Source organism: Fodinibius salinus (assembly GCF_008124865.1).
Classification (GTDB): domain Bacteria; phylum Bacteroidota; class Rhodothermia; order Balneolales; family Balneolaceae; genus Fodinibius; species Fodinibius salinus.
This window is the reverse complement of record NZ_VNHY01000002.1, coordinates 648,020-668,729: the sequence shown is the minus strand read 5'-3', so window position 1 is coordinate 668,729 and position 20,710 is coordinate 648,020. Positions and strand designations below refer to the sequence as shown.

Sequence of the window (20,710 nt, the reverse complement as noted above, 5' to 3'; positions counted from 1 at the left end):
CGCAGTACATCCCATACTATGAGTGAGCGCAATCATGTAGTCATCATTGGAGGCGGATTCGGCGGTATTTCAGCGGCAAAACAACTAAAAAAGGCTGAGGTAGATGTCACGCTCATCGATAAAAATAACCATCATCTCTTTCAGCCACTGCTGTACCAGGTAGCAACAGCAGCCCTCTCTCCGGGTGATATTGCCGTTCCCATTCGTGCCGTTCTTGGAGAACATAAAGGTATGAAAGTGCTGCTTGGCAATGTCGTCAGCATCAACAAAGAAGCACAACATGTTGAACTTGAAGACGGCAAGACGGTGGACTTCGATTACTTGATAGCTGCTCCGGGAGCCCAATACAACTATTTTGGCAATGATGAATGGGAAAATCACGCACCCGGCTTAAAATCTATTGGCGATGCTCTGCAGGTACGAGAACAGATCTTATTTTCCCTTGAAAAGGCCGAACAGCTCGAAGACCCCAAGCTCCGCGAACCTTACCTAACCTACGTTATTATCGGCGGCGGACCTACGGGTGTAGAGATGGCTGGGGCTATAGGCGAAATTGCCAAGCGCAACATGATGCGCGACTATAGCACTTTTAGCAAAAATGAAACACGCATCTTCCTGGTTGAGGCTGCGCCTCGAATTCTTAACGGCTACCCAGAATCTCTTGCCCAAAAGGCGCAACAGACGCTCGAAGATATGGGCGTACGCGTACTCACTGATACGCCGGTTACCGATATTAGTAATAATAATGTGACTTTTTCTGAAGGAACTATTGAAACTCCCAATATCATCTGGGCCGCCGGCGTTGCTGCTTCTCCGCTCTTATCTACACTGGATACTGAACAGGACCGGACGGGCCGGGTTAAAGTCACGGACGATCTTTCTATCCCAGATGATGATCATATTTTTGTAATCGGTGATGCAGCTCATAAAAAAGATGACGACGGTAATCCGCTGCCTGCCCTGGCGCCTGTTGCGATGCAGCAGGGCAAATATATCGGAAAGCTTATTAAAAAAGAGATTGCCGGTAACGAACGAACACCCTTCCGCTATGCCGACAAGGGAACGATGGCAACCATAGGTCGTGCGAAAGCAGTGGCCGATATTCGCGGCTTTAAGTTCAGCGGATTTTTTGCCTGGATACTGTGGTCGGTAGTACACATCTTTTTCCTTATTGGTTTTAGAAGCCGCTTCCGTGTATTTGTTGAATGGATGTGGCACTACTTCACCTTTAAGCGTGGCGTGCGACTCATTACTGATCGGTTTACCAATAATGACTAGCCATCAATGTAATAATAAAGGCTGCTATTTTTGATAGAAACAGATATCCCCAGTCGAGCTAATTTATATGGTTTTATAATTCTATTTAGGCAATAATGTGCTTTACAGACAATTCTTGGAACCTGCTAATTAGCTGAGAATCGAATTACTGGCTTCTCTCTATTATATTAGGTGCAACAATACATAATTAATAGTTGGGAGTATCATGCGACGCCTACAACTTCTGGGTTTTTTTGCTTTCTTGCTTATCTCCATCTCGGCAACCGCTCAAGACCAGAACCTTCGTCAGTACGGTATTGAAATAGGTGTCATGGAAACGGACAGCCTCAATGCCATCACTGATGTCGCAGGCGTAAAAGTTGGTCATCGAACTATTATAAAGGGCGACAGTATTCGTACGGGGGTCACGGCTATTCGCCCTCATCCCGGCAATATTTTTCAGCAGAAAGTTCCGGCTGCAGTATATGTGGGTAACGGATTCGGAAAGCTGGCCGGCTCAACACAAATTGAAGAACTTGGTAACCTGGAAACTCCTATTATTTTAACCAATACGCTGAGCGTCCCTACTGCGGCCGATGCCCTCATTGACTACACCTTTCAGTTTAGAGAAAACCGTAATGTCCGGTCCGTAAATCCTGTAGTTGGAGAAACAAACGATGGCTATCTTAATGACATCCGCGGGCGGCATGTATCCAAAGAGCATGTATTAGCTGCCATTAAAAATGCGAAGTCGGATAGCATTAAACAAGGCAACGTAGGAGCAGGCACCGGCACTATCGCCTTTGGATTTAAGGGTGGCATTGGTACCGCTTCACGGAAGCTCCCTGCAGACATGGGCGGTTATACTGTTGGCGTACTGGTACAATCTAATTTTGGCGGCGTTCTGCAAATTTCGGGGGTCCCAATTGGTAAGGAGCTCAATAAATATTATCTCAGCGATCGGCTTAATGAGTCTCCGGACGGCTCTTGTATGATTATAGTAGCTACCGACGCCCCATTAGCTGCAAGAAACCTTGAGCGGTTGGCAAAACGAGCGGTCCTGGGGCTGGCCAAAACAGGCGGTATTGCCTCGAACGGAAGCGGTGATTATATCATTGCCTTTTCTACAGCCAAAGAAAATCGTATTTCTCACCAATCGGCTAATCGTACCCAGGAGAAAACCATACTTAAAAACAACGCTCTGTCTCCTCTGTTTATGGCTGTAAACGAAGCCACGGAAGAAGCCATTATTAACTCACTGTTCCAGGCCCAAACGATGAGCGGACGCAACGGGCATACGATCAATGAGTTACCGGTTGACTCCGTACTTAAACTGATGGGGAAATATGGACGAGGATCACAATAATATCTCCCCTTCAAATCTAAAAACATCAATTACATATTACTAAGTAGCAAAGGAGCTTCCACAACCACAGGTTTCGGAAGCATTAGGGTTGTCAAAAGTAAAGCCACGGGCATCAAGTCCATCGGGGTAATTAATCGAAATGCCTTTCAGATACATCATATGCTTCGGATCAACGATAATTTCAATACCTTTGCTCACAAGCACCTCATCATCATCCGATTTGTGGTCAAAACCTAACTTATAACTTAATCCCGAACAGCCGCCGCCTTCTACGGCAACACGCAGCTTAAGATCATCTTCCAAGTTCTCATCCTCACGGATACTACGCACCTGTTCTGCTGCACGCTCGGTCAATGATACCGGAGGGCCAGAAAATTCCACATCATCAGGGGCCTGCATCTCTTCTAATGGAGACTGTCCGTTTTGATCTGTAGAATCATCATCTTCATCAACGAGATCCGCTATTACATCATCTAATTGTTCTCCCTGTTCAGAAGGCATAACAGTTGTTCATTTTAAAAATTAGGTTTCAACACTTTTATGAGTACGTAAAGTAATCAACATTGTCTTTGCGAAACAGGTTTAGGATGTCAGCACTAACGAGATTCACGAGTGTACCTGAAGCTTTGGCTCTGGGCACATCCACCAGTTGCGCAAATTTATCAACAGTAATTTCGCCGTACTCATTCAGATAACGAAACAGTTTCTGTTCGTCGGGACCGTACTCAAAAGTTATCCCTTCATCAGAATTTCGCTTCTCAATAATTTTAATAAGTTCTTTACTGGCTACTTTATTCCGATCCTCCTCGCGCATAAATACGGTATCTTCATCTTCGCCTTCCACAAACACCGGCTTATTCGAAACTTCGGGTACTTTAATTACCAGCAAATCCCGTTCGCCAAAGTGAACGATTTCAATCACAATGTCAACGGTAGGTTCACAAAGCTCCTGGGCAGCCTTTTTCAGCAAAAATTCTTCTTCCTGATAGCCCAGCACTCCTACCAGCGACTGGTCATCATCCACTCCAATAAGCAGTGTACCTCCATTGGTATTCGCAAAAGCGGCAATTTCGCGCGCTATTTTATATGCGGATGGAATAGTCCGCTTGAATTCGAGATAGGTACCTTCTCCTGTCTGGGCCAGATTCTTAACATCCAGATAGTCCATTTGGGAAAGCGAAGCGGTACTTCGATTGTCAGGATTCATAGGTACTTCGTCTTTGGTTCACTCGCTAACGAAGGTAATCACAAAATATTAAGTAATAATGAACAAACCGAACACAACTTATAAGATCCTATAGCATGTACTGACTTCATTTCAGGATCTCATCGAATCACAAAGTTAACACTCTATATCACAATCTCTTCTTTAGGGTTCCGAGTCATCAGATCATACAGCATATCTTTGGGATCTTCCTGTTCAAATAACACCCGATGTACCGCCGCCGTAATAGGCATTTCCACATCTAGTTTGCGGCTCCATTCCAAAACTGACTTTGTTGTTTTTACGCCCTCGGCTACCATATTCATGGTCGAGATGACTTCATCTAAACTCTTGCCCTGACCAATATTGTAACCTACAAATCGGTTTCGGCTGTGTTCACTGGTACAGGTTACTACCAAATCGCCCATACCGGACAAGCCTGAAAAGGTATCCTGCGAAGCACCCAGCTTCATTCCCAGCCGCTTCATCTCATGTAATCCGCGTGTAATAAGTGCTGCGGTCGCATTGTCACCAAGATTAGCACCATCCACAATACCAGCGGCAATAGCCATGATATTTTTTACCGATGCTCCTATCTCTACACCAATAATATCATAATTCAGATAGACACGGAACATAGGCGTCAAAAATGTCTCCTGAATATTCTCGGCGGTACGTTTTGAATAGGAGCTGGCTACAACTGTGGTGGGCTTAAACTTACTGACCTCTTCAGCATGGCTTGGGCCCGATATAACTCCGATGTGATCATCAATAATTTTGTCTTCAAGCACTTCACTCAGCACTTGTGACATCGTCATAAACGTATCCTTTTCGATGCCCTTTGCTACGCTTACCACAATTTCATCACCATTAAGATATGGTTTAATGTTGGTAGCCACATCACGCATGGTGTGCGAAGGCGTAGCAAATACGACCATCTCGGGATCATCAAAACATTCTTCGGGATCTGTAGAACTCGCCACCGAATCCGGCAGGGTTACATCCGAAATATAGGATGGATTGCGATGGCGTTTGTTAATACCGTAGGCCACTTCAGACTCGCGTGCCCATAATTGCACCTTGTTACCCGCACGTGCCAGCACTACCGATAATGCGGTTCCAAAACTACCTGCTCCAACAATGGTTATCTGTTTCACTATATTTTAGTTACCGGATTGCGGTTTTTCTTCTTTATTAAGCCACCCTACGGCCGGCTCAAATGAACTTACCCTGTTCTCAGTTCCATTCAGTAATCGCTTAATATTGCCACGGTGCTTTATAATGATTCCAAGACCTACAATTCCACCCAGCAAAAGGACGCTTCCATCAAGATTCCAACCGAAACCATGCTTCAACATCACCAACAGTAATGGATACACAAAGGCTGTAACGAGAGAAGCAAGGGAAACATATCGGGTTGAAAACATAATAATAGCAAATACTACCGCTGCAATGCCTACGGAAACGGGCTCAATTCCACACAGCATACCAGCAGCTGTGGCCATGCCTTTGCCGCCGTCGAAGTTGGCATAAAGCGGAAACATGTGTCCGACAATAGCAAACACCCCACAAACAATCATTAGAAAAGGATCAACATCCCAAAAAGAAAAGGTAATGGGGCCGGATCCAATATGATAGGCCAGCTGACTAATCCACAACGAGCTGGCAAAACCTTTAAAAAAGTCTATCGCCAATACTGCTACGCCTGATGGCCAACCTAACAGGCGAAAGGTGTTAGTAGCACCGGCATTGCCACTGCCATGATTGCGGATATCCACCCCCTTCACAATCTTACCTACCCAAATAGATGAAGGGATGGATCCAACCAAATAACTTATCACTACAACAACAGCAAGTGCTAGCATATACGTTGATTAATTGAAAAAGCTAACCATCTAAAATATAAGAGATGAGAGCTAAATCTCGATGGTAATTTTAAAAATTCTTGAAGCTAATTACACGTGCTCTTCAGCGTGGTAAGATGAACGAACCAGCGGCCCACTTTCAACATGTTTCAGCCCAAGCTCTTCTCCAATTTCTTTATATTCTGCAAATTGATCGGGATGCACCCACTCTTCAACCGGCTGGTGCATCTTTGTAGGCTGCATATACTGGCCGATGGTCAACACATCTACATCGTGATCTACACAATCCTGCATCAGCTCGATGACCTGTTCGCGTTTTTCGCCAAACCCAACCATAATACCAGTCTTGGATTTAATGCCCTGATCTTTTACACGCTGCAACAATTCCAGCGAGCGCTCATATTTTGCTTGCGGACGAATGGTGCGATAAAGATCCGGCACTGTTTCCAAATTGTGGCTCAATACATCGGGCGGAGTATCAATCACAATCTGCAGGGCATCCCACTCTCCGCGAAAGTCGGGGATCAAGGATTCGATTGTTACACCATCAATAGCTTCGCGCAGCTGGCGGTGTGTTTCTGCAAAGATAGGTGCTCCGCCGTCATCACGTTCATCGCGATTTACAGAAGTCAATACAACATGTTTAAGATCCATTTCCTCCGCTGCTTCTGTCACGCGGCGCGGCTCATCCCAATCCAGGCCCTGCATGGGCCGACCGGTTTTTACGGCACAAAATGAGCAGGAACGCGTACAAACATCACCCAAAATCATGAAGGTTGCAGTACCTCGTCCCCAACATTCTCCCATATTTGGGCAGCGCGCCTCGGAACACACTGTGTTTAATGACTTTTCCTGAACGGTCTCCGACACTTCCTTAAATTTTTCGCCGGATGGTAACTTTACGCGCAGCCATTCGGGGCGGCGCTGGGTGGTTTCATTTCGATCAACAACATTCAGTTCTTTAATCATAGCACTAAAATAAAAAATTAATGAGGTGCTGCTTGGATATCAGATTGCACAAGATACGAAAATTCATTGTCCAGTTCAGGCAGTGAATCAACCTCTGATATGGATATTTCAAACACTTCCTGAAAGTGTGTAACCAAATGTGCTTTCACTTCGGTCGGGTCCACTTTGCGACCCAACAAATCCTGCAGGCTGGTTACTTCTTTATCAGAGATACCACAGGGAACAATATGATTGAAATAGCTTAAATCGACATTAACGTTAAAAGCAAAACCGTGCATGGTAACCCAGCGAGAGCACCGAATGCCCATAGCACAAATCTTTTTGTCGCCTACCCAAACCCCGGTCAATCCGTCAATACGGCCTGCTTCAATATCGTACTCAGCACATGTTTTGATGATGACTTCTTCGAGATAACGCAGATATTTGTGGATGTCAGTAAAATGGCGATCCATATCAAAGATAGGATATCCCACAACCTGTCCGGGTCCGTGGTAGGTAATATCACCGCCTCGGTCAATTTCGATAAATTCAGCGTCGATATCTGCCAGTTCAGCCATCCCCTTTAGCATATTTGCTTTATCACCGCTCTTACCCAGTGTATAAACGTGGGGATGCTCTACAAAAAGCAGTACATCGTTGCTTTCATCGCCGGGCTTGTACAACTTTTGCTCTTTACGACGAGCCATTTTTTCATCTACCAGCCGCTGCTGAATAGCCGTCTGTAAATCCCAAACAGGACGGTAAGGGGCGTGGCCGAGGTCATAAAGTTCTACCTTATTCATAGTACCAATCAGGAATTAAAAGATTAAGAATTAGAAATGAGGCATACTGTTCTCCTCATTTCCTAATTCCTTATTCCTAATTTAGGATTTTCTGTTCGTCAGCTAACATGCCAACACAAATTCTCAGAAAAATCGTGCTGCTATTAGCTTCCCAAGTGGACACCTTCGCCGTAGGCTTCTGCAACAGCTTCCATTACGGCTTCTGACATCGTTGGGTGCGGATGCACGGCACTGATAATTTCATGTCCTGTAGTTTCAAGATCACGAGCTACTACTGCTTCAGCAATCAATTCGGTAACGTGAGAACCAATCATGTGGCATCCCAACCATTCGCCATATTTTTCATCAAAGACGACCTTCACAAATCCTTCTTCGTGACCGAGTCCCGTAGCTTTACCACTGGCAGAGAATGGGAACTTGCCTACTTTCACATCGTACCCTTCCTCTTTAGCCTGCTCTTCGGTATAGCCCACCGAAGCAATTTGTGGTTCGCAGTAGGTACAACCAGGAATATTATTATAATTAATAGGCATAGGATCTTCACCGGCTAAGTTCTCTACGCATACCGTACCTTCATGCGATGCTTTGTGTGCCAGCCAAGGACCACCGGCTACATCACCGATAGCATATATACCTTCTACATTCGTTTGATACGTTTCTTTGTCAACCTGGATGGCACCATTTTCATATTCAACACCAATCTTATCCAGCCCGATACCTTCTACATTACCCGCTACACCAACGGCAGAAAGCAATACATCAGCTTCTACAACTTCTTCATCGTCGCCAGTCTTGATGGTAACCTTCACGCCATCACCGTCTTCTTCGATATTGTCAACAGTGCTGCCCGTGCGGATATCCATGCCTTTTTTCTTATAAATCTTGCCAAGCTCTTTCCCGATTTCTTTATCTTCAACGGGCACCAGCGAATCTTTAAGCTCAACAATAGTCACATCAGTGCCGATGGTATTATAGAAATACGCAAATTCGACGCCAATAGCACCGGCTCCCATAACCACCATTTTGTCAGGCTTCTCTTCGAGCTGCATAGCACGTTCTGAATCAATAACCATTTCACCGTCGATGGGAATATTGGGCAGTTCACGCGGATGCGCGCCGGTAGCAATGATAAAGTTGTCAGCGGTAATATCTTCCTCAACTTCGTCATCATCGTTCAAAACATTGACTTGATCTTTGGATTCAAAGACCCCTTTACCTTCAAAGACATCAATCTTATTGGCCTTCATGAGAAACTGAACGCCCTTGCTCATTTTATTAGCCACGTTACGACTGCGATCTATCATACCGCCAAAATCAGCGGAATAATCTTCCACGTTTACTCCATAATCATCGGCATGGTCAATGCTTTCAAAAACTTCTGCTGATCGGAGCAGTGCTTTTGTAGGAATACAACCAATATTCAGGCATACCCCGCCGAGGTGACGTTTTTCAATAATTGCTGTGTCAAAACCGAGTTGTGATGCACGAATCGCAGCCACATATCCACCGGGGCCGGATCCTATTACGCAGACATCAAATTCTTTAGCCATGAGAAAATCTTGATTTGTTGAATTTTGGATAGTTCAATTAGTACATAACCAATCAGAAAATAGTTCTGAAATGTTTGATAGCTATCCACTAATTAAAAAGCCCTCTAATTTAAGGAATAAAGACGAGAGATATAAGGTGTCAACCTATAAAATTCATCTAAGAATAACTCATAGATATATGATATTAAATCATATTAAGAAATCAGACCCATCGAAACTTTTTTAGCTTAATCCTGTTTACAACGAACATTCACAAAATGTGAATAAACGTTACCGGATTATGAGAATATTTGTTATGACTTTATTTAAACGATTAGCCTTATTTTTGGTCTGTTGTTCACTGGTAGTGGTAACCATAAGCTGCTCAGACTCTTCAACGGGATCTAATGAAACATCCCAAACTCAACTTGACAGCAAGAAAGGACCCGGGCAATCTGCAGAGTTATTTCTTAACGGGGATCAATACACCTCATTAGAGGTAGAAATTGATTATATGCCGGGCCATAAACCCACCACAGACGGACTAAACAGCGCCAAAACCTTTTTAGAAGAACGACTACATAAACAAACCGTCACATTCAGCACTCCTACTGAGGTACCTTCTGCGGGGCAAAGCTCCTATACTTCATCGGATGTTCGAAATCTCGAAGATCAATATCGTGATCAATTTACCAGCACCGATGGAAACACCCTACACGTTTACTTCTTGGTTCTTGATGGTGAGTACAGCCAGTCCAACGTGTTGGGTATTGCATACTGGAATACCTCTGTAGCTTTCTTTGGAAAAACCATAGAAGATATCAGTGGTACTCCACCGGCAGCTCCCAGCGAAGAAAAAATTGAAAGTACCGTATTTCGCCACGAATTTGCCCATAATATGGGTCTGGTTGATAATGGCAGTCCTATGCAAACGGATCATAAAACGAGCGGAAGTGCCCACTGTACAACCGACGGCTGCCTCATGAAACCTTCGGTTCGCACTACCGATTTCTTTTCCAACTTTAGCGGCAGTGTTCCCCCTCTTGATGATTTATGTATCAACGACCTACAGGCGAATGGCGGAAAATAGTTTTAGTAAGAGAATCCTTTGCAAAACCACACAATCTGCAATTGTCATCACGAGCCCCACGATTTTGGGGGCGTGGCGACCCCCAATATAGTGGCGATTGCCACATTTCGCTCATTTCATTCACTCCATTCGCAATGAGACAACGTTTTGCAAAACCCCGTAAGAATTGTAATCAGAAAATAGCAACAGTGGGCTTGCTACTTTCTGTCATTTGCCTTCTGCTAACTTTGCTTGAACTTAAATAGATTTTCGGCGCCTACTTTGTCTTCAGCCTGATTGAGTGCATAGCCACTGTCGAACAGTACAATAGGATGACCTTCCATATCCTTAGTAACATGTGTAGAATAGCTACTTTTTAGCTTGTCCATTACATCTGGATCATCACTTAACCAGCGCGCCGCATGGTACGACACCGAATTCATGTGCAGCTCAGTATTGTACTCGGTTTTCATCCGATGCTCTACCACATCAAACTGCAGTGCACCCACCGTTCCCAGTAGCAACTCGTTTCCTACGCCATTGGGGACTTCAAACACATGAACTACTCCTTCTTCTGCCAGCTGCTTAAGTCCCTCACGCAACTGCTTTCGCTTAAAGGGATCTTTAGTAGAACACTTCATAAAGTGCTCAGGCGTAAAGAGCGGGATAACATCAAACTTTACGGGATCATCACTGTAAATAGTTGTACCAATACGAAACGATCCCGGGTTAAACAAAGAAACTACATCCCCGGGATAGGCTTCCTCGAGAATATTTCGCTCATCTCCCATTAACGTATGTGGGGTAGACATTTTTACCTTTTGCCCCGTATTACTTTCCGTAACTTCAATATTACGCTCAAATTTACCTGATGTGATACGGATAAAGGCTGCACAATCACGGTGATCCGGATTCATATTGGCCTGCATCTTAAAAACAAAGCCCGAAAATCCACGATCAAGATCGCGGTCTTCTTGGTTTTCGTCCGCATAGGGCTGTGGCGGATTTGCCAACTCTGAGAAGTACTCCAGAAACACATCCAAACCAAAGTTATTGAGCGCTGAACCAAAGAAAACAGGCGTAGCCTTTCCGTTCAAAAAGGCCTCTTCATCCATCATATCCATCATATCTTCAGTTAGCAGCACTTCCTCACGGAACTTCTCTTTGTCATAATCAGAAAGGTGCGATGCCTCAATACCTTCTTCCAGATCATAGACTTCTGTTTCGGCTTTTTTGGCCCCGTGCTCTTCTTTTTTCTGCAGATGCAATTCTTTACCAATCAAATCGTAAATGCCCTGGAAATCCCTGCCGTAGCCCAACGGCCATGAGGCCGGCACTGCTTCAATACCCAGCTGATTCTCGATATTACTGATAACCTCGAGCGGTTCCAGTCCCGGTCGATCACACTTATTCACAAAAGTGATGATGGGAATCTCCCTCATCTTACACACTTCAAAGAGTTTTTCGGTCTGCTCCTCAACACCTTTGGCAACATCAATCACCATAAGTGCCGTATCGGCAGCAACCAGTGTACGAAGGGTATCTTCAGAAAAATCTTTGTGCCCCGGCGTATCCAACAGGTTAAACTTGATGTCATCTTTCTCAAAACGAAGTACCGACGACGTCACCGAAATACCGCGATCTTTTTCAATGGCCATCCAGTCGGAAGCGGCATAGCGATTAGCCTTACGCTGACGAATGGAGCCTGCCTCGTGGATAGCTCCACCGTAAAGCAGCAATTTTTCAGTGAGGGTCGTCTTACCGGCATCAGGATGAGAAATAATAGCAAAAGTGCGTCGACGCTTAGCCTCTTCTATAATTTCTTGCTGCTGTTTCGTTTTGGTATCGGTCTTAGACATGAAGAGATTTCAAAGTTGGGTATTCAAAAGCCTGTAAAGATAAGGAAATTCGGATGTTATTTCACCTCTGATATAGGAGATAGATTAAGAGATTTAAACAGAAAGGCTATTTGAAGATCCGTGTAACCTGCATTCTATATCAAAACAAATCTATTTGCTTATCCTGCCGGTCAATAGGCCATGCCGGCATCGGCTCCAAATCAACAAGTTCAGTCAGCATTCGATGAAAGGTGCGGGCTATTTTAGGCTGACTGACCCTATCCGGTGAATGCGGAAAAAAATACGGATGCAGTCCCTCTTTAATCCAGTCGGCCACGACAATAGCCCATTCTTTTAAATACGACTCATTCGCTACCGGGTCGTTGCCCCCCACAAAACGAACCATAGGACGCGAACCCGTATTATTAAATCGTACCGGCGAATTGGGCTTTTTCTTTTGGGCTTTCTGCACCGAAGGATCGGTGGGCTTCATAGCATGTAGTTTGCGCGTATCAAAAACCACGCGATCAATGTTATAACTACGCAACAGGCGGTTAAGGCGATGCTCTTCTCGCCCCTGGTTATAGAAATCGGGATGGCGAACCTCTACCGCATAGCTGTACGAGCTGGGCAGCACCCCCACCATCGTCTCTAATCGTGAAAAAGATTCGGGAGAAAATTGCGGCGGCAGCTGAATCATAAAAGGCCCGAGGCGGTCAGCAATAGGATCAAAGACCTCCAAAAATTCCAAAATGTCACTTTCTACATTTTTCAGCTGCTTTTCGTGGGTAATAGAACGGTGAAATTTGAAACAAAACTTAAACTCATCCGGCGTTGCTTTGCCCCATTTTTGCACTGTCCTTTGTGCAGGAATGTTATAGAACGTAGTATTACCTTCCACAGAATTAAAGACCGAAGCATACTGTTTTAGAAATTCCCTCTGCTTCGCATCATCAGTAAAAAAATTACCAACCCACTCTTTAAGACTCCACCCGGTACAGCCAATATGATATTTTCGAATAGGCATGCTCGAATTATAATTTCCTTTTGCTTATAAGCAATTGGTAAAGGTGACTAATCGTTCAAGTGTGGTGCTATTGGGATGCTGTAGCTTTGCTTCCCAGCCAGTCTTCCCGGAACTGATTAATACTGTCCGTTACAGTTTTATCAACCTGTTCAAAGGGTACAACTTGAAGCTGAGGATTTTCTACTAACGTAACCATTGACTCATACGATTCGCCGAGCGATGTATAGGTAATTGAAAGCTCACTACCGGGATCATGTGCTGCTAACAACTGCTGCATATCGCGAGCGTTATCAATGGCCTGCCCATCTATTGACTGTATTTCATCTCCAACATCCAGACCAGCACTGTACAGTGGACTACCAACCTGGGTATTTTCAGATATAGTCGCTTTGCCATCCTCATAACTAATCTTTGCACCTCCCAAACTGATTACCGATTGGTTAGCATGCGCTTTCTGCAGTACAAATCCGGCATTTGCCAACAACGGCTTTAAGTTCACCTGCTTACCACTTCGGATATGTTTGTCAAAAAAGGTTTCAGCAAATTGGGTACTGTCTGTTACTTCAGCCAGTGTTTGCTGCAAATCATCAATAGTATAGGGTTTTTCGGTGATACCGTACTTCTTCCAAACAGCACGCATATAATCATCAAGGGATACATCCTCGAAGGTAGATCGCAGGGTTAAATCAAGCCCGAGACCAATAGTAGCACCCCACGAATAATACGAAATAAAGGTATTGGATTTATTTTGTGCATCTACAGAAGTAGCTGCGTCCACAAAAGGTGCCTGCTGGCTCATTTCGATAGGACTATAATACTGATTACCGACCGAGTTCAACACATAATTGAGCGTGCCCGCCCAATCGGCCGCATATTTTTCGTTGGATATGATTCCAGCCCGACGGATGGTCAAATCATCGTAATAACTGGTAAATCCTTCAGCAAACCAAAGCGCCCCGGAGACATTAGCCTCCATAAAATTGAATGGCTCTAGCGACTTCGGGCGCATTCGTTCTACATTCCAACTGTGAAAAAATTCATGGGAGAGCGTATACAAATTTTGTAGCGCGCCATCACCCTTGAGTGCCGTTTGGCTAGTCAATATTGTAGAGTTGCGATGTTCCATGCCATCACTATGTACATACGGCAGATAATCTACAATAAATGTATATTGATCAAAGTCAAAATCAACGGGCATGCCATAAACTGCAACCTGTTCGGCCACAACTTTTTGGGCCATATCCGCATATTCATTCACCTGTTGCTGTGTACCATTATGATGTACAGCCATCTGAATAGTTTGTCCACTCGTATCGGCAGAGGCCTCCCAAGATGCTGTATCAAAATTACTGAGCTCCGTGGGGCTATCCAGAAAGTAGTAGTAATCAGGTGCTTTAAAAGTATATGGATCGTCGGTCTTTTGCAGCTGCGTAGCTACGTCCCAGCTGCTATTTTGGGGCGGATAAAAGTTAACCGTTACCGGTGTTGAAGAGAGTCCGCGAATCCACGCAAAAGTCGCCGGCATATTTAAGTGCGCATGCTCTTCGTTGATGCCCGAATAAGTGCCGTCGGCATGGCGGCCGTAAAGCGTATAGTTAAACTTGACGGTTCCGTCGTGCCCTTTTACCGTCCAGTTATGCAAGTCCGGACGGTCAATTTCGAGAGTGTCACCAGTGCTGTTTACAGCCGTCACCTCATATACATTCTTGGCAAACTCGTGTAGGGCATAACGGCCTGGTGATGTTCTGCTCATTGATACCGTTACAGGACCGGGTAACAGATTCTTCGCCGTTAACGTGATGTCAGCTTCGTTGTGCTCTGCATTTGAAAAACGAACATCATACTGCACCGAAGGGCTAGAATCTGTACCGGATTTACAGCCTGCAATTCCCAAACTGAAAATAAATGTAACTAGTAATATCTCTCTCATATCTATATATGTACTAATTGGTCAAACTTAATGCAGAATACCCTTGAAAGCTAAATGCAATAACTATCCAACTGAATCTTCCGTTTTCCACAATCACTATTTCCATAAGAAAATTTTTTATAGCAAATCTTAATAAGTTCAAAGCGTTTAATCCAATTCTGACTAACTTTATTTTGCAAACTGTAATTAATCTATAATTCGTAATTACTACTGCTTTACCTGACCAAATTATTTTGCCCTTTCAAAATGGGGAATCGTCTGTATAGACTCACAGAGAGCAATGATGAAAATAGCGATCCAAATTCAGATAGCGATAAATATACATACAGAGAAAATCGTCATTCAACTGCTCAAAAAATCACAGTCAAATACTAACGACCAAGGATTTCATCAATATCATTCATCAATTGTTTAGCATATTCTTTTCTCTCAGAACTTGATACAGAATAATGATACTCTGGATTGAAGATCGTAATTCTTGTTTTTTTAGTGTCAACCTTTTCAATAATAACTTCAGCAATATCCCCGGAAATAACATTTTCACTACTATAATCTTGGCTCGATGTCTTTATCGGTTTACTGAATTTTATAACCACCTTGTCTCCAGATGAAGGCTCATTAATAGATTGAATACTTAGCGATCTATTATTAATAGCTTGTTCAACAACATCACCCATTCTAGAATATTTTTCACTATAAACTTTTGAGGCATCGCCCTGTATAGTTCCCATACTAGAACATCCAATAATAGCAACAGCAAGAATAATAATAGACAAGTGCATCTCCCTTAAAACTTTCATAAGCAAAATTATTATAAAATTATTTATGAATTTGTTCATGATAGAATATATAAAATATGACAAATTACAAATCCTTTTAAAAACCCCCTATAACAAACTGTACCTCCTCCCCTTTCTTGTAAAGAAATCATTTTCGCCTTTTCACCTTCAGCTCGTATATTTCGGTAAACTAACTGCCCAATCGGGATGCACATTTATGGCTGACAAACCACTGCTTTCGGTTGCTTTTGTTTTCCAAAATCAACGAGATGTTATTGAACCAACTCTGGATACTCTTTATGACATCTCTGCATTTTCTTTTGAACTTTTTGTTATTGATGATGGCTCTACCGATGGAACGACTGATGCCATAACCTCACTGCTAGATTATTATCAGCATGAGCATACTTTCTTCTTTTCTCACAATCAGCCATCAGGACGCGGTAACGCCCTCAACGAAGTGTTACTAGAATGCAACGGCTCGGTATTCTGGGCGCCCGAAACACTTCAGGATATCAATGAAAATCTACTTGCCCGACAGCTAAAAAAACTGAACCAATCTTCATATTCGGCTCTCGTTCAAGACACCAATCTACCGACCGGCCACGACCAATGGTTATCTTTCTTACAAAACAGCCACTGGCCACAGGATAGCCATTTCATTTGGAATTTATCTACGATTGCATCAGGTAATCGCTTTTTCAACCCATATTTGCAGCACTACCACAGCCTCGAACTCGCGGCCCGGCTGGGCGACTCCTCATTTATGGAATCAGAGTCGTGGCATACAACCAATAGTTTCCTCGAATCTCCAAATATAACCGTGCGGGATCGGGAAGAGATTATAATGACTCTACTTAGACAAACTGATTATCGTGCGGACAGTCGGGAATCGGTTACCCAAGTACTTGAACAACTACAAGAGCAGGATTCCTCTACCGGCCAAAAATCATTTGATAACAATTTACTGAGCGAAGCTGAAAACATGAAAAAAGACGGGCGCTTCAATGCTGCACTAGAACTCATTGAAGAAGTTCTACAGAACCATCCCAACCATCAGGCAGCAAGTCAGCTAAAAATTGAAGTACTCGAAAAGAAACGTCGGTTTGTTGAGGCATCCGAACTCAAGCATGAGGTAAGTAAATCGGAAGAACAAAAACCAAGGAAAACAACTGAACCAACTGACACGAAAAAACCAAAGGTCAGTCTTATCATCCCCACAACAGCATACGGAAAACCAGCCCTAGAACACTGTCTACTCTCAATTTCTGAACACTGTGACACCTCCCCCCTAGAGCTTATCGTTATTGACAATGCCAGTCTAGATAATACTCACGACTATTTGGACGAGCTTCAGGAAAAGCAATTTTTGGACTGCACTGTTATTACGCATCCTAAAAATGTCGGTTTTGCAGCCTCGGTCAATCGTGGACTTGAAAAAGCCAATGGCAAGTATGCCTGCGTGCTCCACAATGACGTTGAGTTTACTGACGATGCTATTGCGCACCTAACGAAGCTAATGGATAATAACCCCCAATACGCGGTGATGGGACCTTCTACCAACAAGACGCTGAATCCCGATCAGGCGGAACGAAATGTTGACGATGACGCCCCCACGCTGATCCGTACTGAATATCTTGACAGTTTTTGCATGATGATCCGTACTGATGCCAACCTACAGATGGATGAAGAGTTTGAAATGGCATTTTTTGAAGACATCGATTTTTGTTTTCAGGCCCGGTCAGATGGTCACAAGGTGGGCCTTGCTCCACATATAAATGTTAAGCACCATCTGGGCACCACCACCTTTTCTCTTGATCTGGATACCAACAGTGAACAATATTGGAAAAATATAGCTTACTTTAATGAGAAGTGGAATATTGAAGTCTTTTCAGAAGAAGAATTGAAATCTCTAAGTACTTTCGACCAGCTGCTTGCGCTTGATGAACTGGTAAACCCGCTCTTCCCTGAAGAAAAAATTATAGAACAGTTCCACAGACTTTTTACCGATGAATTAAAAACCGAAATACTAAAGGCGGAACATGATGATGATACGATTTGCCGACTTGTTCACTTGTTTATGGTAATGGAAGAACGCGAAATCATGCGCCGTCTTGAAGATCAGCTTGATGATGTTGAGTTATCTGCTGCACTGATATTTCAACTGGTGCGTTTTTATTATGAACGCAATATCTATTCGCGGTGCTTGCATTACCTGGATCGGCTCAAGCCGCAAAACAACTCGTTGCGGGCCGACCTCTATCGCCTGGCTATTAATGTAGATAACAAAAACCTGGATGATGCCATCCCCAAACTCAAATACCTGATGGATGAAGCCCCCTCAAATCCTATGGTCTACAAACTAGCCGGCGATATTCATCGTTTTAATAACAACCAAGAAGAAGCACAGTCTTTTTATAAGATAGCTGAACAAATCAATCCCTTTGAATTTGCAAATGAGAAACAAGATACCTTTGGGTTCTCGTTGTAGGGCGTTACATGCTATCCTAAGTGTAAGCTGCCAGTAGTAATATATCTTTTCGCCCCGTGGCCTGCCTATAGTGCCTTTACTAGCATATAATTACGCACTATGCCGAAAATTGTCTGAGATAAGCTCTCAATAAGCCCAGCCTAAACACTCACATATAATAAAAGAAAGCCCCACCGTTCAAAGCGGGCTTCCGTTATTCATCAAGAGAGACGCCTTCAATAGGCGCATTGTAAGCTGCTGCAAAAAGAGGACTTCTTCAACTATCCCTTTAATTTCATAAACAGACTTAGTGTTGGGCGGCTATAGTTTCTACCGTACTGAGTAAGTTTTTCAGGTTTTCTGCTGTATCCAACTGGTCCAATTTTTCGTAGCTGTTAATAAGATTCCGGATACAGCGAGCCAGAATAGTTATCTCGGAAGCAACCGAAAAGTGCTTGCTTTTAGGATCAATACCATTCTGCTTTAAGAAATAATAGCACTGGCTATAATCTACCAACTTACCGTGATCAAAAGGATCAATAAGTACCTCTTCCATTTCCCCTTGGTAAGTTAACATAAAGTGGATGGGCATATTTATACCATGAAAAGGAAGCTGTAGCCGGCGACCAATAAACAACACAATAAGTGATAGTGTAATGGGTAATCCTTGCCGCCGATCAATCACGCAATTCAAGTATGAATTTTCAGGGTTGTAATAATCCTTGGTGCTTCCACTAAAGTCCAGTTCGGCAAAAACATAATCGAGCACAACATGCATTTTCTGACTGTCATCAAGAGCATAGCGCACTTCATCACCAATAGTTTCGGCAAACCGGTCTAGCTTTTTCTTATATTCACTGGCACGCAAGGTAGGATTGTTAAATCGTGACAGAATAAAAATAGCATCTTCAAGCTCTTTTAAATTATTAAGTCCGCCACTTACCACATCCATAAAGTCATTCTCAACGCTGCTGTAGGTAATCCACCGGATTATTTCGCTGATCAGCTCACGCTCACCCTCATCCTGAGTATTATTTTTCTGCTGGTCAAGCAGCGGCACTGCCTGTTCACCCAGCTCAAAAAGCCGCGATCTTACCTTATCCTGCACATAAGGATCCGGGTCCTCAAGCAAATAAACCAGCGATTCTATTTCAGACGATGATGACATATAATTATCAATCCAATATAAAGTGGTGTTCGACTAATGAAACAAATTAACAGTTTTTCACTGCCAATCGTGCGAAAATATAGAGAAATTCTATACTACTTTTCTACTTTAATTAGGATTTAAAAATTGCCCGATCAACATGTATATTTGGAATCAGCACTAGTGAGTGGTTACAGTCTAAAAACTGTATCTTCAGCTCATTAAAACCCAATAAAGCAAATTGCCTCAATGGATTTATCCGTCACATCAGAAACGGCTCAGCTTAAAAGTGTCATCGTTCACACTCCGGGCACCGAAGTATCGCTTGTAAACCCAGAATTAAAAGACGAGCTTTTGTTCGATGATATCATTTTTGAAGAAGATGCCCGCCGTGAGCACCTTGATATGCTCAACGTTTTTAAAGCTGCCATGCCCGAAGACGGAACCATTTATGAAATTACTGATCTACTGAGGGAGTGTTTCAAGCAGGATAATGCTCGATCTTTTTTTATTGAAAAGCTGATTGGGCGGCTCAGCGAACAAAATCTTCATACTATTGAAGACGAACTCTTTGCCCTGGATGCAGATGAACTGCTCCGCTTTGTTATTAATGGAGCCACAGATTCGATACAGAACTTTACACTCCATCCCACGCCCAATCTGCTATTTACCCGCGACCTCGCAGCAGTCGTCAATGATAGCATACTACTTTCACAGCCGGCTAGAAAAGCCCGTATTCGTGAATCCATCCTTATGGAAACGCTCATACAGCATCACCCGCTATTTGCTGACATTAAGAAAAACACTATACGCATTGATGAGCAAGAATCTATTGAAGGCGGTGATGTGTTGGTAGCATCCGAAAAAGTTGTACTCATTGGCATGAGTGCCCGCACTTCGTTTAGCGGATTGATGACAGCTACCGAAGGATTACTGGAACAAGGTGTTGAGCACGTGCTGGCTGTGGACATCCCCAAGAAACGTTCATCGATGCACCTGGATACTATTTTCACTTTTTCCAGTGAGCATGAATGTATTGCATTTCCTCCGGATATCACTCAGCGTCAAAACAATGTAGTGGCACTGCGATCACAGAATGGCTCTATTATTACAGAATCGATGCCTTCGCTAAAAAAGGCACTCACCGAACTTATGAATCGTGACTTCACCTTTATCAATTGTGGAGGAGACCAGCGTACCAATCAATTTCGTGAACAATGGACTGACGGTGCAAACGTTTTTGCATTGGCTCCCGGCGTTATTGTTGGATATGAACGGAACACCAATACATTTCGGGAACTAAAAAATCACGGCTACCAGCTAATGGACCAATACGAATTTGTCGAAGAATACAGTGATCGCAACTTTGATCCGTCAGATAAAAAAATTGCCATTAGCTTTCGCGGCCACGAACTCTGCCGCGGGCGGGGCGGCGCGCGCTGTATGACGATGCCCATTACAAGAACTTAATAAACGTA

General features: G+C 43.6%; 17 protein-coding genes. 5 read left to right on the top strand and 12 right to left on the bottom strand.

Going from position 1 to position 20,710, the window contains the following annotated elements; translation table 11 throughout:
- Positions 1-18: 18 nt before the first annotated feature.
- Together LX73_RS07830 and LX73_RS07825 are read left to right on the top strand one after the other, a co-directional pair.
- The gene (locus LX73_RS07830; RefSeq protein WP_148898925.1) at positions 19-1,278 is read left to right on the top strand and encodes an NAD(P)/FAD-dependent oxidoreductase; all 1,260 of its coding nucleotides are present in this window, start codon (positions 19-21) and stop codon (positions 1,276-1,278) included.
- Between the two features lie 205 nt (positions 1,279-1,483).
- Complete coding sequence (locus LX73_RS07825) at positions 1,484-2,623, top strand: DmpA family aminopeptidase (protein ID WP_148898924.1); 1,140 nt, start codon at positions 1,484-1,486, stop codon at positions 2,621-2,623.
- Between the two features lie 39 nt (positions 2,624-2,662).
- On the opposite strand, the gene LX73_RS07820 is transcribed toward LX73_RS07825, so the two are convergent.
- The 7 genes from LX73_RS07820 to lpdA all read right to left on the bottom strand — a co-directional run bounded on the left by LX73_RS07820 (position 2,663) and on the right by lpdA (position 8,993).
- A complete protein-coding gene (locus LX73_RS07820) occupies positions 2,663-3,124 on the bottom strand; it encodes a HesB/IscA family protein (protein ID WP_148898923.1) in 462 nt (153 codons plus the stop codon).
- A 37-nt stretch (positions 3,125-3,161) separates the two neighbouring features.
- A complete protein-coding gene (locus LX73_RS07815) occupies positions 3,162-3,830 on the bottom strand; it encodes an AlbA family DNA-binding domain-containing protein (protein WP_148898922.1) in 669 nt (222 codons plus the stop codon).
- Between the two features lie 143 nt (positions 3,831-3,973).
- The gene (locus LX73_RS07810) at positions 3,974-4,984 is read right to left on the bottom strand and encodes an NAD(P)H-dependent glycerol-3-phosphate dehydrogenase (RefSeq protein WP_148898921.1); all 1,011 of its coding nucleotides are present in this window, start codon (positions 4,982-4,984) and stop codon (positions 3,974-3,976) included.
- Between the two features lie 6 nt (positions 4,985-4,990).
- A complete protein-coding gene (gene plsY / locus LX73_RS07805; RefSeq protein WP_148898920.1) occupies positions 4,991-5,692 on the bottom strand; it encodes a glycerol-3-phosphate 1-O-acyltransferase PlsY in 702 nt (233 codons plus the stop codon).
- A 90-nt stretch (positions 5,693-5,782) separates the two neighbouring features.
- Positions 5,783-6,661, bottom strand: coding sequence for a lipoyl synthase (gene lipA, locus LX73_RS07800; RefSeq protein ID WP_148898919.1), 879 nt, complete (start codon positions 6,659-6,661; stop codon positions 5,783-5,785).
- Positions 6,662-6,678: 17 nt separating this feature from the next.
- Positions 6,679-7,443, bottom strand: coding sequence for a lipoyl(octanoyl) transferase LipB (gene lipB / locus LX73_RS07795; RefSeq protein WP_148898918.1), 765 nt, complete (start codon positions 7,441-7,443; stop codon positions 6,679-6,681).
- A gap of 143 nt (positions 7,444-7,586) precedes the next feature.
- The gene (gene lpdA, locus LX73_RS07790) at positions 7,587-8,993 is read right to left on the bottom strand and encodes a dihydrolipoyl dehydrogenase (protein ID WP_148898917.1); all 1,407 of its coding nucleotides are present in this window, start codon (positions 8,991-8,993) and stop codon (positions 7,587-7,589) included.
- Positions 8,994-9,288: 295 nt separating this feature from the next.
- On the opposite strand from lpdA, the gene LX73_RS07785 reads away from it, so the two are divergent.
- Positions 9,289-10,062: a metallopeptidase domain-containing protein gene (locus tag LX73_RS07785; RefSeq protein WP_148898916.1), complete on the top strand. Its 774-nt coding sequence runs from the start codon at positions 9,289-9,291 to the stop codon at positions 10,060-10,062.
- A gap of 221 nt (positions 10,063-10,283) precedes the next feature.
- Here LX73_RS07785 and LX73_RS07780 read toward each other — a convergent pair whose 3' ends face one another.
- From LX73_RS07780 to LX73_RS07765, 4 genes are all read right to left on the bottom strand, one after another.
- Complete coding sequence (locus tag LX73_RS07780; protein WP_148898915.1) at positions 10,284-11,900, bottom strand: peptide chain release factor 3; 1,617 nt, start codon at positions 11,898-11,900, stop codon at positions 10,284-10,286.
- A 139-nt stretch (positions 11,901-12,039) separates the two neighbouring features.
- Complete coding sequence (locus tag LX73_RS07775; RefSeq protein ID WP_148898914.1) at positions 12,040-12,906, bottom strand: DUF72 domain-containing protein; 867 nt, start codon at positions 12,904-12,906, stop codon at positions 12,040-12,042.
- Positions 12,907-12,973: 67 nt separating this feature from the next.
- The gene (locus LX73_RS07770) at positions 12,974-14,836 is read right to left on the bottom strand and encodes a M61 family metallopeptidase (RefSeq protein WP_148898913.1); all 1,863 of its coding nucleotides are present in this window, start codon (positions 14,834-14,836) and stop codon (positions 12,974-12,976) included.
- Positions 14,837-15,207: 371 nt separating this feature from the next.
- Complete coding sequence (locus LX73_RS07765; protein WP_148898912.1) at positions 15,208-15,636, bottom strand: hypothetical protein; 429 nt, start codon at positions 15,634-15,636, stop codon at positions 15,208-15,210.
- A gap of 196 nt (positions 15,637-15,832) precedes the next feature.
- Between LX73_RS07765 and LX73_RS07760 the strand changes: the two genes are divergently transcribed.
- Positions 15,833-18,106, top strand: a complete 2,274-nt coding sequence (locus tag LX73_RS07760) for a glycosyltransferase (RefSeq protein WP_170245624.1) — start codon at positions 15,833-15,835, stop codon at positions 18,104-18,106.
- A gap of 286 nt (positions 18,107-18,392) precedes the next feature.
- On the opposite strand, the gene LX73_RS07755 is transcribed toward LX73_RS07760, so the two are convergent.
- Positions 18,393-19,253 (bottom strand): transglutaminase family protein, encoded by an 861-nt coding sequence (locus LX73_RS07755; RefSeq protein WP_148898910.1) that lies wholly within the window; start codon positions 19,251-19,253, stop codon positions 18,393-18,395.
- A 228-nt stretch (positions 19,254-19,481) separates the two neighbouring features.
- Here LX73_RS07755 and LX73_RS07750 point away from each other — a divergent pair, with 228 nt between their 5' ends.
- Positions 19,482-20,702: an arginine deiminase gene (locus tag LX73_RS07750; RefSeq protein ID WP_148898909.1), complete on the top strand. Its 1,221-nt coding sequence runs from the start codon at positions 19,482-19,484 to the stop codon at positions 20,700-20,702.
- The last annotated feature ends 8 nt before the right edge of the window (positions 20,703-20,710 follow it).

Coding starts and splice junctions, on each gene's coding strand:
- LX73_RS07830 (WP_148898925.1), top strand. CDS start 19: ATGAGTGAGCGCAATCATGTAGTCATCATTGGAGGCGGATTCGGCGGT.
- LX73_RS07825 (WP_148898924.1), top strand. CDS start 1,484: ATGCGACGCCTACAACTTCTGGGTTTTTTTGCTTTCTTGCTTATCTCC.
- LX73_RS07820 (WP_148898923.1), bottom strand. CDS start 3,124: ATGCCTTCTGAACAGGGAGAACAATTAGATGATGTAATAGCGGATCTC.
- LX73_RS07815 (WP_148898922.1), bottom strand. CDS start 3,830: ATGAATCCTGACAATCGAAGTACCGCTTCGCTTTCCCAAATGGACTAT.
- plsY (WP_148898920.1), bottom strand. CDS start 5,692: ATGCTAGCACTTGCTGTTGTTGTAGTGATAAGTTATTTGGTTGGATCC.
- lipA (WP_148898919.1), bottom strand. CDS start 6,661: ATGATTAAAGAACTGAATGTTGTTGATCGAAATGAAACCACCCAGCGC.
- lipB (WP_148898918.1), bottom strand. CDS start 7,443: ATGAATAAGGTAGAACTTTATGACCTCGGCCACGCCCCTTACCGTCCT.
- lpdA (WP_148898917.1), bottom strand. CDS start 8,993: ATGGCTAAAGAATTTGATGTCTGCGTAATAGGATCCGGCCCCGGTGGA.
- LX73_RS07785 (WP_148898916.1), top strand. CDS start 9,289: ATGACTTTATTTAAACGATTAGCCTTATTTTTGGTCTGTTGTTCACTG.
- LX73_RS07780 (WP_148898915.1), bottom strand. CDS start 11,900: ATGTCTAAGACCGATACCAAAACGAAACAGCAGCAAGAAATTATAGAA.
- LX73_RS07775 (WP_148898914.1), bottom strand. CDS start 12,906: ATGCCTATTCGAAAATATCATATTGGCTGTACCGGGTGGAGTCTTAAA.
- LX73_RS07770 (WP_148898913.1), bottom strand. CDS start 14,836: ATGAGAGAGATATTACTAGTTACATTTATTTTCAGTTTGGGAATTGCA.
- LX73_RS07765 (WP_148898912.1), bottom strand. CDS start 15,636: ATGAAAGTTTTAAGGGAGATGCACTTGTCTATTATTATTCTTGCTGTT.
- LX73_RS07760 (WP_170245624.1), top strand. CDS start 15,833: ATGGCTGACAAACCACTGCTTTCGGTTGCTTTTGTTTTCCAAAATCAA.
- LX73_RS07755 (WP_148898910.1), bottom strand. CDS start 19,253: ATGTCATCATCGTCTGAAATAGAATCGCTGGTTTATTTGCTTGAGGAC.
- LX73_RS07750 (WP_148898909.1), top strand. CDS start 19,482: ATGGATTTATCCGTCACATCAGAAACGGCTCAGCTTAAAAGTGTCATC.